The organism is Streptomyces yatensis (assembly GCF_018069625.1).
GTDB lineage: Bacteria > Actinomycetota > Actinomycetes > Streptomycetales > Streptomycetaceae > Streptomyces > Streptomyces yatensis.
On the sequence record NZ_CP072941.1, the window covers coordinates 5,500,102 to 5,513,421 of the forward strand.

The window sequence follows — 13,320 nt, forward strand, 5'->3', positions numbered from 1 at the left end:
CGCGCCTGTGGATAACGTTCCCGGCGGGATGGACGGGGGCCGTACACCGAGGGGGAGCTGATGGCCGACATAGCCGCGACAGTGGAGACGTACTGGGCAACGGCCCAGGCCAGGGACTGGCGGGCATTCGGTGCCACGCTCGCCGACGACGTCCGCTACGAACTGCCGCAGACCCGCGAGCGGGTGCTCGGCCGGGACGGCGTGGTCCGCTTCAACGCCGAGTACCTGGGCGAGTGGAGTCTGGAGGTCGAGCGCGTCATCGCCGACGGCGAACAGGCGGTCTCCTGGGTGCGCTTCAGCGAGGACGAGGAGGAGACACAGGCGATCAGCTTCTTCACCGCCGCGGCGGACGGCCGGATCCAGACCATCACCGATTTCTGGCCGGCGCCGTACGAGCCTCCGCGTGAGCGCGAGCAAATGGTCGAGCGCTTCTGAGGGGTTCTGGCCGTGGTTCTGGCTGTGGTCCTGGCTGTGGTTCTGGCCGCTTCCGACTGCTCGCAGGCACCGCCGGGCGGCAGCTCGAACTCTTCCGTCCGCACCCGTCCGTAGCTCCTTCGTGCGCGATTGCGCCCCTTCCCCCTGGCCCTACCCCTCCGGCTCCCGCCCTTCCGGGCACCGCCTCTCCGGCCCCGGCCCCAGCCCCTCCTCCCCTTCCCCCCGACCCTTCCCCGGGCTCCGCTACCTCAGCAGCACCGGCAGCTCGTCCACGCCATAGACGATGGAGAGCTTCCGGAAGGAGAGCTTCTCCGCCGGTACGGCGAGTCGCATCTCGGGGAACCGCCGTATGAGGGCGGGGTAGGCGGCCCGGAGCTCCATCTTGGCCAGCTCCGCGCCGATGCAGCGGTGGATGCCGTATCCGAAGGCCAGGTGCGAGGGGGCCTGCCGGTGCGGATCGACCCGCTCCATGTCCGGGCCCAGCTTCTCGTCGCGGTTGGCGCCGCTCAGTGAGCACAGCACCAGATCGCCGGCGGATATCCGCGTGCCCGCGATCTCCATGTCCTCGCGGGCGAACCGCGGGAAGGCCACCTGCACGACCGTGAGATAGCGCAGCAGCTCCTCCACGAACGGGTCCACGGAATTGTCGTGATCACGTATCGCGGCGAAGTGCTCGGGGGCCTGGAGCAGCACCAGCGTGCCCAGCGCCAGCATGCTCGCCGTCGTCTCCAGACCGCCGGTCAGCACCCCGTCGGCGAGCCCGGCCAGCTCCTGGTCGTCGACTTCATCGCCGTGCTCCTTCACCAGCATGCCGAGCAGCCCGTCGCCGGGCGTCTCACGCTGCTTCCGCACGATCCCGTGCAGATAGGAAAGGGAGTCCGACATCGCGCCGAGGGAGGCGTTCGCCCCGCCGAAGAGGTCGAAGCGCGCGGTGCTGTGGCGCTGGAAGTCATCGCGGTCCTCGTACGGCACCCCGAGCAGTTCGCAGATGACCAGCGCGGGAATGGGGAGGGCGAATGACTCCACGAGATCCACCGGGCCCTCGGCCGCCGCCATCTCGTCCAGGCGCTCCTCCACGATGGAGTGGATGCGCGGGGTGAGCCTGCTGAGCCGCCGCATGGTGAATTCGGGCGTCAGCAGGCGTCGCAGTCTCGTATGCGTCGGTGGATCGCTGAAGCCGAGACCTCCCGGATTCTGCTGCGGGGCGACGCCGATGTTCCGTTCCGCGAGGTTGGTGAAATCGGAGCTGAACCCCTTCGCCTTTCCGAGCACCGCCTTGGTCTCGTCATATCCGGTGACAAGCCAGGCATTGATGCCGAAAGGCAGCCATATCTTGCTGATGGGTTCTTTTGCCCTGGTTCGGGACAGATCGGTAATGGGGTCGAGTCCATCGCGCCTCAGCGGCGCCAGCGTGGCGTCCGGGAGGAACGACATCTTGGACAAGTCGAAGCCGTTCTTCTGAATTCTCGAAAAGTACTTGCGGCCCAGCCAGGAGACGATGTTTGAGCGGAGATTCGACATGGGCGCAATACTGCCCTGCCATGGCCGGCCGGCCATGCTCCGGTGCCGGACGTGCCCCGGTGTGATGCGCCACAACGCACGTGCTCCCTGCTCGGGCGGGCGCGCCGGTGGGCATCAAGGTGGCGCCGACCGCGAAATCAGAGGAAAGTGGAGATATCGGGCATGATGCACGAGCGATGACGGCTGCCTGCGGGACGCCTGTGGCGCCCCCAGGGACATGAGTGAGGTGAGCGGCCTTGCGGGAGAGGTTCCGTGCTGTCCAGGGCGCACCGTGCTGGGTGAGTCTCATGGCAGCGGATCTGGACCGCGCGCACACCTTCTACGGAGAGCTCTTCGGCTGGGGCTTCCGCCCTACCCGGCAGGGGCACGGCCGTTACACCATCGCGTACACCGAGGGCGGCGTACCGACCGTCGGCATCGGCGCCTCGTCCCCGTCGGCGGGGGTGACCCTCCCGGTCACCTGGACCACGTACTTCGCGGCCGACAGCGCGGACGAGGTGGCCTCGCGCGTCCAGGAGCGCGGTGGCACGGTCGCCGTCGGGCCGCTGGAGTTCGGCAGCGGCCGGGTGGCCTGGGCGGCCGACCCGGACGGGGCCAACTTCGGCATCTGGGAGGGCGATCTGACCTCCGCCTGGTGGGGCGAGCGCAGACCGGGCGCGCCCGTATGGCTGGAGCTGCGCACCCGCGACGCCTTCGAGGCGGCGCTCTTCTATGGGCGGGTCTTCGGCTGGGACAGCCAGGAGCGCGAGCGCTGCGACGTCCGCTTCGAACACGACCGGGTGGTCCTTCATATCGACGGTAAGGCGGTCGCGGGGCTGCGCGGTGGAGCCATCGAGGCCGCCCCGGACCCGAACGTCCGGCCCCGCTGGCGGGTCTATTTCTGCGTGAAGGACGTCGACGAGGTCGCCGAACGCGCCGCGGAGCTCGGCGGCGGCATCCTCGCCCCGCCGACCGATACCCCCTATGGGCGCGTCGCGGCGCTGCGCGACCCGGAGGGCGGAATCTTCAACGTGGCGGCGATCAGGAATGAACCGGCCGAGGGGAATGCCGCTTCCGCGGGGCGCGACTGAGGAGCAGCGCGGGAGAGCGTGTGCTCGCCGCCGAGGGGCGCTCGATCGGTTACGTCGTGTGCACGAGACGTGCGGACGAGACGTGTGCACGAGACGTGTGACGCGGGGTCGAGACGTGTGAACGAGACGTGGGGTCGAGATCGTGATCAGGGCGAGCGAACCGGGCCTCGACGGTCGTAGGTGATGCCGCCTACGATCGGAGATACGGCATCGCGTGTCGGTCACCGGCTGGGTGAGGCATGGAGGTGCCCGTGAGATTGCCTTACGGAGGCATTCCACAGTGTCTGTCGAGTTGAATCACACGATCGTCCATTCTCTGGACAACCGCGAATCCGCGGAATTCCTGGCGAACATCCTTGGCCTCGAGGTGGGAGAAGAGTGGGGCCCGTTCGTTCCGCTGGAGACGAGTAACGGCGTCACCCTGGACTTCGCCACCATTCCCGGTGAGTCGATCGTCATGCAGCATTACGCGTTCCTCATCTCGGACGAGGAATTCGACGCGGCTTTCGAGCGGATCCGGCAGCAGGGGGTCACGTACTACGCCGATCCCCATCTGAAGCAGCCGGGCGAGATCAACCGCCATCACGGCGGGCGCGGGCTGTACTTCATGGACCCGGCCGGTCATGGCATGGAGATCATCACTCGCCCGTACGGCAACGAGGAGTAGCCCGGGGCGGCCCTGGACCATGGGCCCCGCATCGGGCTAGACCCTGAACGACGAACGGGCCGGGGCGGGTGCGCCCCGGCCCGCTTTCGCGTCGCGGTCAGCGGTCAGTGGTGTCGGTGTTCGGCGCCAGCGGTCAGCGGCCGGCGGCCAGCGGCAAGCAGTCGGCGGCCAGCAGTCAGCAGTCGGCGGTCAGCCGGGCCGGTTCTCGTCGTGCCGCATCCCATCCCGGTGCTCCCGCCACTCCCGGACGACCTCGTCGATGTCGAAGGGCGTGAGGTTGAGCGGGGGGCCGGGCGGGGGCCGCCGGAGCGCCTCACGGATCTTGTCATTGACCTCCGAGAGGATCTCCCGCACCACCCGTTCCGAGGGCGCCCTTTCCACGGCGGCGAGCGCGTCCTCCGCTTCTTTGCGCAGTACGAGTGTCGGGGGCAGAAACGACAGATTCTCGCGGGCCATCTTCTCCTTGACCCACCACAGATCGTCGTAGGGCTTGTCGAGGTTCGGGAGAGGTTTTCCCTTTCCCGGGAGGTTCGCGAACGCGCCGCGTTCCTCGGCCTCGCGGATCTGTCGGTCGGCCCATGTTTCGAAGCTGATGCCCGGTGGCTTTCGCTCGGTCACCCTCAGATTCTCCCTCGGACGGCGCGAAACGCGCCACCGGTCGTTTCAGAGGTGGGAGGAGAGGACCGGCAGCAGATCCTGGAACGTCCGGCCGGTGGCGGGCGCGCCGATCGCCGACATCTGCCAGGCCCCGCCTGCCCCGCCCTCGCGGTGCACCTTGGCCATGATCTGGGCCGTGTAGGGGCCGCCACCGCTCAGGGTGTAGCGGGCCAGCTCCTGTCCGTTGGTCTCGTCGATCAGACGGCAGAAGGCGTTCTGCACCTCGGCGAAGGTCTGTCCGGTGAAGGAGTTCACCGTGAACAGGATCTGATCGACATGGGCCGGAACGCGCTGCAGATCGATCAGGATCGATTCATCGTCGCCGCCCTGACCGGTGCCACCGACGAGGTTGTCGCCGGTGTGCCGTACGGATCCGTCGTCGCTCGTCAGATGCTGGAAGAACACGACGTCGACGGCTTCCCGCCCGGCGAACAGCACGGCCGAGGCGTCCAGGTCGATCTCCTTGGCGGTCAACCGGGCGAGTAACCCCTTGCGCGGCGCGGCCTGCCAGCCCAGGCCCATGCGCACCGCGCTGAGCTCGCCCCCGTCGGACTTGCTCAGGTTGATCCGCTGGCCCTTGGCCAGATTTACGGTCATGTGCTTCCTTTCTCGCTCTTCTGATTCATCCGGGACGGGCTTTGCGACATCTTCAGCCGGTCGCGTAGAAACGGCAGGATGCCGCGGTGAAGAAGGGTCCTCAGCCAGGCGTCGCGGGCCGTGGCCACGGCCGCGTCATCCCGGCGCCTGATGTGGGGCGGGTACGTGTACGGAAGCCGTTGGGCGCGCGGGTGCTGGTCGGGGGCCGACGAGGTGCGGTGGCGTACGGCGGTGGCGAGCAGGCAGGCCACTCCCGCCGCCAGAGTGACCGCCGCGATCGTCGCGCTGGTCAGCCCGGCGGTCAACAGTGCCTCGGCCAGCTCGCATTGGGAGGGGAAGAGCTTCAGCAGTCCGCCGAGGAGCAGAAAGGCCGCGGCGGCCGTAGCGAACGCCTCGCTCTCCACCGGCGCCCGGGAGCACAGCCGTTGGACGTCCGCGTCCCCGGTGGCCCCGTTGCGCCGCAGGGCCCCACGGATCTCCGCCGTACGCAGCGCCCGCTCGAAGTCGGGCCTGTCCTCGGCCCATAACCCGGGTGGGGCGGTCATGTCCGCTTTCTCGATGTGTCCGAACCGTATGAGCTGCGCGAGCCATCCGGCTGCGCAGACCGCGTAGCCGCGCGCGCCGCGTGAACCGGCCGCCGGGCCCGCCTCAGGAGGGAAGGGCGGGCCCGACGGCCGCGGGGGAGCGCGTCAGAGATTGACGCCGAAGTCGGAGGCGATGCCCGCGAGCCCCGAGGCGTACCCCTGGCCGACCGCGCGGAACTTCCACTCCGCGCCATTGCGGTAGAGCTCGCCGAAGACCATCGCCGTCTCGGTCGCGGCGTCCTCGCTCAGGTCGTAGCGGGCGAGTTCGGCGTTGTCGGCCTGGTTGACCACCCGGATGAACGCGTTGCGGACCTGGCCGAAGTTCTGGTCGCGGCTGTCCGCGTCGTGGATGGAGACCGGGAAGACGATCCTGGCGATCTCGGCGGGCACGGCGGCCAGATCGACCTTGATGGCCTCGTCGTCGCCCTCGCCCTCACCGGTCAGATTGTCGCCGGTGTGCTCCACGGAGCCGTCGGGGCTGGTGAGGTTGTTGTAGAAGACGAAGTGCCGGTCGGACGCGACCTTCCCGGCCTCGTCGCACAGCAGGGCGCTGGCGTCGAGGTCGTAGGCGGTGCCCGTCGTCGTCCGTACGTCCCAGCCCAGGCCGACGACGACCGCGCTCAGGCCCGGCGCCTCCTTGCTCAGCGAGACGTTGCCGCCTTTGGACAGGGAAACTCCCACGATCTTCTCCAAGCGCTCGGTGGACCGGAGTTAAAATCTACAGCACTGTAGAAGTTGGTGGGGTGGGGGCGGAGAGGTTGGCGCGATCTGGCGGGCCGGGACCGGACCGGGCCGGGCCGGGCCGGGGGACGACAGCCAATCGGCCCATCGACCGACCATCGGCCGTCCCCCACCGCCCCCACCGACTCATCGGCCTACGCGGTGGCGAGCGACACCTCGGTCGACTTGATCAGCGCGGTGACGCGGCTGCCCTCGGTGAGCCCAAGCTCCGCCGCGGCGTCCTGGGTGATGGCGGCCGTGATCTCCTGGTCAGCGCCGATGGCGATGACAACGGTGGCCATGGCGGCCCCGAGGGTGAGGCGGGTGACCGTGCCCGGGAGACGATTGCGGATGCTCAGCCCCGAGACCTCCCCGGTGGCCAGAGCCACCTCGGTGGCCTTGGCCAGCGCCGTCACCTCGGAGCCCTCCCCAATACCGAGCTCCTTCACGGCGCTCATGGTCACTGCGGCCGTCACCATCTGACCCCCGGACAGCCGCCCCTGGACCGTGGCCATGGCCTCGCCCGGGGTCACGGACACGACGGTGGCGGGGAGCTGATTGCGGATGCTGAGACTCATCGGTGCATCACCCCGGAGGCGGAGGTCAAGGGCCTGATACGCCTCACCCTAGGCACCCACCCAAGGATCCGCGCGCCGACGCACGACGCCTCCCCACAACGCGCGCCCCCACGCCCTCCTGCCCCACGTCCCCCCGGTGCCCCCACGATGCCTGACCGCCCACCCACCCCGCACCACCCGTCGCCCAGACGCACCCGGCCGCCCACCCCACGTACGATCGGACGAATGCGCCGCTCTCCCGCCGACCTCGTCCGCGAATTCCACCTGGCCTTCGGCCTCGACGCACATACGACCCCCACTGAGGTCTCACCGGAACTCGCCGCCCACCGCCAGGACCTCCTGGCCGAGGAGTGCGCCGAAGTAGCCGAGGCGAGCGCCCACGGCACCCTCGACCACCTGGCCCATGAACTGGCCGACGTCGTCTACGTCGCCTACGGCACCGCCTTGGTCCACGGCATCGACCTCGACGAGGTGATCGCCGAGATCCACCGGGCCAACATGACCAAACTCGGCCCCGACGGCCGCCCCACCCTGCGCGCCGACGGCAAGGTCCTCAAGGGCCCCCACTACCAGGCCCCCGACATCCCGGCCGTCCTCCGCCGCCAGGGCTGGACCGACGCGTCCACCGCATCCACGGCGTCCACCGCATCAACGACGTCCACCCCATCCGCCGGGTCCGACGCATCCGCCGTGTCCGCCGCATCCAACGAGTCCGCCGGATCCGCCGCGTCCGAATAGGCGACCGGCGGCCCGGCCACTGCCGCCCCGGCGGTTGACACCCCGAGCACCCCCGCGCCACCATCCGGCCGATGGAGATCGCGACCTGACACCAGCCGAGCGCCGTGTCTGGGAGGCGTTTCCGCTGGGCGAGGCCGTGGATATGCGCGAGAGCCCCGACTCTCCTACACCCTCATCGTCACCGGCTGGGTCCTGGCCACCACCATCGCGGCGGGCATCACCCGCTCCCTGAGCCGCCAATAGCGGCCTGGCCGGATGGATGCCGGCCAACGCGGAAGCCACGCCGTGCCTGACCGACGGCTGGGAGTGCGGGGGCCGCGGACCACTCGGCACGTCTGACGCTGCCCCAAAACCCGTGGAATCACGTGCCTGGCCGTGCCAGGCTGGGCGGCGTCGAAGGGGTGTAGCTCAGAGGCCAGAGCGCCGGTCTCCAAAACCGGATGTCGCAGGTTCAACTCCTGTCACCCCTGCCATAGCCGCATGGAACCGAGCACGGTCTCGGAAGGAACACCGGTGATCTCGCGGAACCCCGCAGGGTCACCGGCGTTCGCGGTTGGCCGTGCCGGAATGCCCCGGTCCTGTTGCAGTCGGATGGCTCCTCGTGTGGCTCTCCGACATGAGAGGCATGTCAGTCGGCACAGTTGCCCAACCCCCCTGCGTACAGGCAGAACCTCACGACGGCGACCAGCTGGCGGGCGCCATCGATGTGCCGTTGGCGAACATCGTCGTGGTCACGCGGTTCTTCACTCACTGCGGGCGGCAGGGCGTTGTGGGTCAATTCGAGTGCGCTGAGCGTCAAGGACATTCCTCCTGAGCTCAGGAAGGATTCGAGGCCAGGGCCCCGCGAGGGGGCAGTGATCGACTCGGAGCACCGGAGAAGGCAGGAAGCATGATGAACAGGAAGACGGCTCTGGCCGCGGGCGCTCTGGCCATCGTGTTCGGCACCGCGGTCCCGGCAGCGGCCGCGCCGACGACGGCCGCGTCCCGCACGGGGACGTTCTACGGCACCTATCAGCACTCCGACGGGTGCGTGTACCTGCGTTCCGCGGCCGGATACCACTATCTGTTGGAGGGCTACACGATGGGGGGCAACGGCGGCCTGTACAAGAAGGGCGGCGGCTTCATCGCGTACCCCGGCTGGAAGATCGCGGCACACGGCACCCAGTACAACAAGACCAGCACCACGTTGTGTACGACGTGGGGTGCCTACAGGAGGATCAAGGCGACCTCGATCTACGCCTACTGAACGGTGTCCTGTCCGGTCCGGGCTCGGGCGTGGCCAGGAATCGGCGGTAGTCACGCAGTTAGTCACGCACAACGCGTCAGGCCCGGTACTGATCTCTCAGTACCGGGCCTGACCTGTGTTCCTTCAGTCGGGGTGGCGGGATTTGAACCCACGACCTCTTCGTCCCGAACGAAGCGCGCTGCCAAGCTGCGCTACACCCCGAAGCAACGAGCTCTACTTTAGCGGACCTGTGGCCAGAGACGAAATCCGGTTTCCGAGGTCTCGCAGGTCGGGGCGTTCCGGGCGGGCTCGGCGGGTGGAGGTGGGGTCAGGGGGTCTGAGGGGTGAGGGTGAGCAGGGTGGCTTCGGGGGGGCAGGCGAAGCGGACCGGGGTGTAGCGGTTGGTGCCGCAGCCCGCGGAGACGTGGAGGTAGGAGGTGTGGCCGCCGGCCTGGTGCTGGGAGAGGCCCTTGACCCGGCGGGTGTCGAGGTCGCAGTTGGTGACCAGGGCGCCGTAGAAGGGGATGCACAGCTGGCCGCCATGGGTGTGGCCGGCGAGGATCAGGGGGTAGCGGTCGGCCGTGAAGGCGTCGAGGACGCGCAGGTACGGGGCGTGGACCACGGCAAGGGAGAGGTCGGCGCCCGCCTCGGGGCCGCCGGCCACCTCGGCGTAGCGGTCGCGCTTGATGTGGGGGTCGTCGAGGCCGGTGAGGGCGATCTCGATGTCCTCCAGCTTCAGTCGGCCGCGCGTGTTCGACAGCCCGACCCAGCCGGCCGCGTCGAAGGCGTCACGCAGCTCCGTCCACGGGTTGTGGATGGCGCCGACGACCGGGGCGTTGCCGTTCAGCCCGTGCCGTCCGGTGGCCTTCTCGAGCAGATAGCGGGCGGGGTTGCGCGGCTTCGGGCCGTAGTAGTCGTTCGAGCCGAAGACGTACGCGCCGGGGAACTCCATCAGCGGGCCCAGCGCGTCCAGGACCTCCGGCACGCCCTCCGGGTCCGAGAGGTTGTCGCCCGTGTTCACCACGAAGTCGGGGCGCAGTCCGGCGAGGGACTGGAGCCAACGCTGCTTCTTGCGCTGTCCGCTCACCAGGTGGATGTCGGAGATCTGCAGGACGCGCAGGGGTCGCATCCCCCGCGGGAGCACCGGAACGGTGATCCGCCGGAGCCGGAAGGACCGGACTTCGAAGCCGGCGGCGTAGGCGAGGCCGGCCGCGCCGACCGCCGTGATTCCCAGGGGTACTCCGTATCGCGCGCGCATGGTGTCCATGGTCGCAGAACGCCGCCGGGGGAGAAATCTTCGGGTGATTCCCGGCCAGTGCTGGCAGACTCGACGCCATGACCACCACGCTCAAGTCCAGGCTGCAGGACGATCTCACCGCGGCGATCAGGGCGCGCGACGAGCTGCGTTCCTCGACTCTCCGGCTCACCATCAGCGCGATCACGAAGGAAGAGGTCGCGGGCGAGAGGGCCCGTGAGCTGTCCGACGCCGAGGTGGAGAAGATCGTCGCGCGGGAGTCCAAGAAGCGCCGTGAGGCGGCCGAGGCGTTCGAGAAGGGTGGACGCGCGGCGCAGGCCGAGCGGGAGCGGGCGGAGGGCGAGGTGCTCGCCGAGTATCTGCCGAAGCCCCTTACGGACGACGAGCTGGACGCGCTGGTGGCCGAGGCCGTGGGGGAGGCCGCGGCGGGCGGTGCCGAGGGCCCGCGGGCCATGGGCGCCGTGATGAAGATCGTGAACCCGAAGATCGCCGGGCGGGCGGACGGCGGCCGGGTCGCCGCCGCGGTGAAGCGGCAGCTCGCGGGCGGGTAGCCAGCGGGCGGCCAGCCGGCGGGTAGCTCCCGCTCACTGCCGGGCGGTCCTCGCGTTGCGCCGGGCGGACCTGGTGTTGCGCCGGGCGGTCCTCGCGTTGCGTTAGGTGGCGTGCGCTGTGCGTTCCGTCGTGGCCCGCTGTGTGCGTTGCGTTGTCTTGCGCTTGCGGATCGCAGCGTCGTCATCACGCCCACACGCCGAAGGGGGCCGGACATCACTGTCCGGCCCCCTTCGGCGCTTCAGCGCGCGGCTTCGCTACCTCGGCCAGTGCCAGCCGCCGTCCGCATTGCCGTTACCGCCATTGCCGCCGTTGCCGCCATTCCCGTTGCCGCCGCCGATCAGGTCCGGGGGCAGGGAGATGTCCGGCCACGGGTTGTCCTCGCCGCCGCTGCCGCCGCCGTCGTTGCCACGGCCCGGCTTGTGGTCGCGGTCGCCCGGCTTCTTGCCGTCGTGGGGCTTGCGCTCGTTCGGGTCCTTGATCGGGACCTTCACGAAGTTCGGCGCCGGCTTGCCCTCCAGCGCGCCGCTCATCGCGTCCTTCCAGATCGGGCCGGGGGTGTCCGCGCCGTAGACCTTGTCGTGGGGGACGCCGCCGATGGTGATGTTCTCCATCTTGACGCCCTTGGCGCCCGGGCCGCCGACCCACACCGCACCGGCCAGGTTCGGGGTGTAGCCGACGAACCACGCGGCCCTGCGCTCGTCCGTCGTACCCGTCTTACCGGCGCTCGCTCGGCTCTGGAGGCCGGCCTGCTTGCCGGTGCCGTCCTCGACCACTCCGCGCAGCAGCGTGTTGATGGTGTCCGCGGTCTTCGCCGACATCGCACGGGAGCACTTCGACTGCGGGACCTTGAGCTCCTTGCGGTCCGGGCCGGTGATCGACTCGATGAAGACCGGGGAGCAGTAGACACCGCGGTTGGCGAAGGTCGCGTAGGCGTTGGCCATCGTCAGCGGCGAGAAGCCCTCGGAGCCGAGGGTGAGGGAGGGCACCTGGTTGTGCTCCTTGCCGTCGGCGCGCTTCACCCCCATCTTGTCGGCCATCCGCGTCACCGGGCAGACCCCGATGTCGCTGATCAACTGGACGAAGTAGGTGTTGACCGACTTGGCGGTCGCGTCCCGCATCCCGTACGGGCCGACCTCTTTCTCGTTCTCGTTCTCGACGGTCGCGCCCTCGTCGTTGGTCCAGGTGCCCTTGCAGGTGGTGACCGGGCTCGGATACGCCATCTTGTACGGCGAGGAGTAGCGCTGGTACGGCTTCTTGCCCTGCTCGATCGCGGCCGCCGCGGTGATCGGCTTGAACGTGGAGCCGACCTGGAAGCCGTAGTTCGAGCCGCCCATGGACTTGTCCGCGGACAGGTTGATCTGGGTCTCGTTCTCGCCGAAGCCGTACGGCCTGGACTGGCCCATCCCCAGCACCTTGCCCGTGCCCGGCTCGACGAGCGTCACGGCGGTGGCCACCGGGTCGGACTGGTAGACATGCGCCTTGATCGACTTCTGAACCGACTTCTGGGCCTTCGGGTCGAGCGTCGTACGGATCGTCAGGCCGCCCTGGGTCCAGCGCTTGGCGCGCGCCTCCGCCGTCTTGCCGAAGGCCGGGTCGTTGAGCAGGGTCTCCCGGACGTAGTCACAGAAGAACCCGGCGCCCTGGACGGCCGTGATGCAGCCACTCCTGGGCATGCTGACCTTCAGGCCGAGCGGCTTCTTCTGGGCCGCGGCGGCCTGCGCCGGAGTGATGTCCTTCACCTGGGCCATGCGCCGCAGAACGGTGTCGCGGCGCTCCTTGGCGGACTTCGGGGCGCTGACCGGGTCGTAGCGGCTGGGCGACTGGACGAGACCGGCCAGCAGCGCCGCCTGCTCCAGCTTCAGGTCCTTGGCGGACTTGCTGAAGTAGCGCTGGGCCGCGGCCTCGATGCCGTACGCCTGCTGCCCGAAGAAGGTGATGTTCAGGTAGTTCTCGAGGATGCGCTTCTTGCCCAGTTCCTTTTCGACCTTGATCGCGTACTTCAGTTCCTTGATCTTGCGGCCTATGGACTGGCGGGTGGCCTGGGCGACCTTCTCCTTGTCGTCGCCCGCCTCCTCGACGAACACGTTCTTCACATACTGCTGGGTCAGTGTGGAGGCGCCCTGGGAGACCCCGCCGTCCTGCGCGTTGGTGTTGACCGCGCGCAGCACGCCCTTGAGATCGACCGCCCCGTGCTCGTAGAAGCGGGCGTCCTCGATCGCGACGATCGCCTGCCGCATATAGGGGGAGATGTCGTTGAGCTTCACGATCGTCCGGTCGCGGGAGTAGACCTTCGCGATCTCTCCGCCCTCGGCGTCCAGGATCGTCGTCCGCTGGCTGAGCGGCGGCGTCTTGAGATTGGCCGGAATTCCGTCGAACTCCTCGACCGTTCCCTTGGCCGCGAGGCCGAGCGCCCCGACGGCGGGAAGCGCGAGCCCGGCCATCACGGCTCCGGCCAGCGCGCTGACGCCGAGGAACTTGGCGGCCTGTTGAGCGGTGGACAGCCCGCCGCTCGAGCGCGTGTTTCCCATAGGACGCAGCCTACGTCTCGAATCGCCGGACAGGGGACCGGGTGTTCGCATACGCTGTTTCACGCCAGCCACAGGTGAGTGGCTGAGCCACACCTCCACCCTCACTCAAGTGAGTGATGAGACCTGCCCGGATTGCGGCCTCCGCCCCGAACTGCCCCTTGTTCGGCGGGTGAACTGCCCACATTTGCACTAG

14 protein-coding genes and 2 tRNA genes are annotated in these 13,320 nt (G+C 69.0%); 7 read left to right on the forward strand and 9 right to left on the reverse strand.

Translation table 11 applies throughout. The annotated features are described in order from the left end of the window. The first annotated feature begins 60 nt into the window (after positions 1 to 60). Positions 61 to 435: a nuclear transport factor 2 family protein gene (locus J8403_RS23090; RefSeq protein ID WP_211124824.1), complete on the forward strand. Its 375-nt coding sequence runs from the start codon at positions 61 to 63 to the stop codon at positions 433 to 435. Positions 436 to 678: 243 nt separating this feature from the next. Here J8403_RS23090 and J8403_RS23095 read toward each other — a convergent pair whose 3' ends face one another. Continuing rightward, entirely contained in the window at positions 679 to 1,956 is a 1,278-nt protein-coding gene (locus tag J8403_RS23095) for a cytochrome P450 (RefSeq protein ID WP_211124825.1), read from the reverse strand. Positions 1,957 to 2,243: 287 nt separating this feature from the next. Here J8403_RS23095 and J8403_RS23100 point away from each other — a divergent pair, with 287 nt between their 5' ends. Together J8403_RS23100 and J8403_RS23105 are read left to right on the forward strand one after the other, a co-directional pair. Next, on the forward strand, positions 2,244 to 3,026 hold the full coding sequence (locus J8403_RS23100) for a VOC family protein (RefSeq protein ID WP_211124826.1): 783 nt from the start codon (positions 2,244 to 2,246) through the stop codon (positions 3,024 to 3,026). Positions 3,027 to 3,306: 280 nt separating this feature from the next. Then, the gene (locus J8403_RS23105; RefSeq protein WP_211124827.1) at positions 3,307 to 3,693 is read left to right on the forward strand and encodes a VOC family protein; all 387 of its coding nucleotides are present in this window, start codon (positions 3,307 to 3,309) and stop codon (positions 3,691 to 3,693) included. Between the two features lie 189 nt (positions 3,694 to 3,882). On the opposite strand, the gene J8403_RS23110 is transcribed toward J8403_RS23105, so the two are convergent. From J8403_RS23110 to J8403_RS23130, 5 genes are all read right to left on the reverse strand, one after another. Next, positions 3,883 to 4,311 (reverse strand): DnaJ family domain-containing protein, encoded by a 429-nt coding sequence (locus J8403_RS23110; RefSeq protein ID WP_211124828.1) that lies wholly within the window; start codon positions 4,309 to 4,311, stop codon positions 3,883 to 3,885. 45 nt (positions 4,312 to 4,356) lie between these two features. Beyond that, positions 4,357 to 4,947: a TerD family protein gene (locus tag J8403_RS23115; RefSeq protein ID WP_137966447.1), complete on the reverse strand. Its 591-nt coding sequence runs from the start codon at positions 4,945 to 4,947 to the stop codon at positions 4,357 to 4,359. After that, positions 4,944 to 5,492 carry a hypothetical protein gene (locus tag J8403_RS23120; protein ID WP_211124829.1) on the reverse strand — a complete coding sequence of 183 codons (549 nt, stop codon included), beginning with the start codon at positions 5,490 to 5,492 and terminating at the stop codon, positions 4,944 to 4,946. The genes J8403_RS23115 and J8403_RS23120 overlap by 4 nt, the downstream gene beginning before the upstream one ends. Before the next feature lie 144 nt (positions 5,493 to 5,636). Next, complete coding sequence (locus tag J8403_RS23125; RefSeq protein WP_211124830.1) at positions 5,637 to 6,212, reverse strand: TerD family protein; 576 nt, start codon at positions 6,210 to 6,212, stop codon at positions 5,637 to 5,639. 194 nt (positions 6,213 to 6,406) lie between these two features. Then, positions 6,407 to 6,829 (reverse strand): TOBE domain-containing protein, encoded by a 423-nt coding sequence (locus tag J8403_RS23130; protein ID WP_211124831.1) that lies wholly within the window; start codon positions 6,827 to 6,829, stop codon positions 6,407 to 6,409. A 225-nt stretch (positions 6,830 to 7,054) separates the two neighbouring features. Between J8403_RS23130 and J8403_RS23135 the strand changes: the two genes are divergently transcribed. The 3 genes from J8403_RS23135 to J8403_RS23145 all read left to right on the forward strand — a co-directional run bounded on the left by J8403_RS23135 (position 7,055) and on the right by J8403_RS23145 (position 8,813). Next, a complete protein-coding gene (locus tag J8403_RS23135; protein ID WP_485129827.1) occupies positions 7,055 to 7,567 on the forward strand; it encodes a pyrophosphohydrolase domain-containing protein in 513 nt (170 codons plus the stop codon). A 397-nt stretch (positions 7,568 to 7,964) separates the two neighbouring features. Next, positions 7,965 to 8,040 (forward strand) — tRNA-Trp (locus tag J8403_RS23140). Between the two features lie 419 nt (positions 8,041 to 8,459). Beyond that, complete coding sequence (locus J8403_RS23145; RefSeq protein WP_211124832.1) at positions 8,460 to 8,813, forward strand: hypothetical protein; 354 nt, start codon at positions 8,460 to 8,462, stop codon at positions 8,811 to 8,813. A 127-nt stretch (positions 8,814 to 8,940) separates the two neighbouring features. Here the strand turns inward: J8403_RS23145 and J8403_RS23150 are convergent. After that, positions 8,941 to 9,014: transfer RNA gene (locus J8403_RS23150), tRNA-Pro, on the reverse strand. A gap of 106 nt (positions 9,015 to 9,120) precedes the next feature. Continuing rightward, positions 9,121 to 10,050 (reverse strand): metallophosphoesterase, encoded by a 930-nt coding sequence (locus J8403_RS23155; RefSeq protein ID WP_211124833.1) that lies wholly within the window; start codon positions 10,048 to 10,050, stop codon positions 9,121 to 9,123. Between the two features lie 77 nt (positions 10,051 to 10,127). Here J8403_RS23155 and J8403_RS23160 point away from each other — a divergent pair, with 77 nt between their 5' ends. Further along, the gene (locus J8403_RS23160; RefSeq protein ID WP_059148187.1) at positions 10,128 to 10,598 is read left to right on the forward strand and encodes a GatB/YqeY domain-containing protein; all 471 of its coding nucleotides are present in this window, start codon (positions 10,128 to 10,130) and stop codon (positions 10,596 to 10,598) included. A 255-nt stretch (positions 10,599 to 10,853) separates the two neighbouring features. Here the strand turns inward: J8403_RS23160 and J8403_RS23165 are convergent, their stop codons facing one another. Then, positions 10,854 to 13,127, reverse strand: a complete 2,274-nt coding sequence (locus tag J8403_RS23165) for a transglycosylase domain-containing protein (RefSeq protein WP_211124834.1) — start codon at positions 13,125 to 13,127, stop codon at positions 10,854 to 10,856. Positions 13,128 to 13,320: the final 193 nt, after the last annotated feature.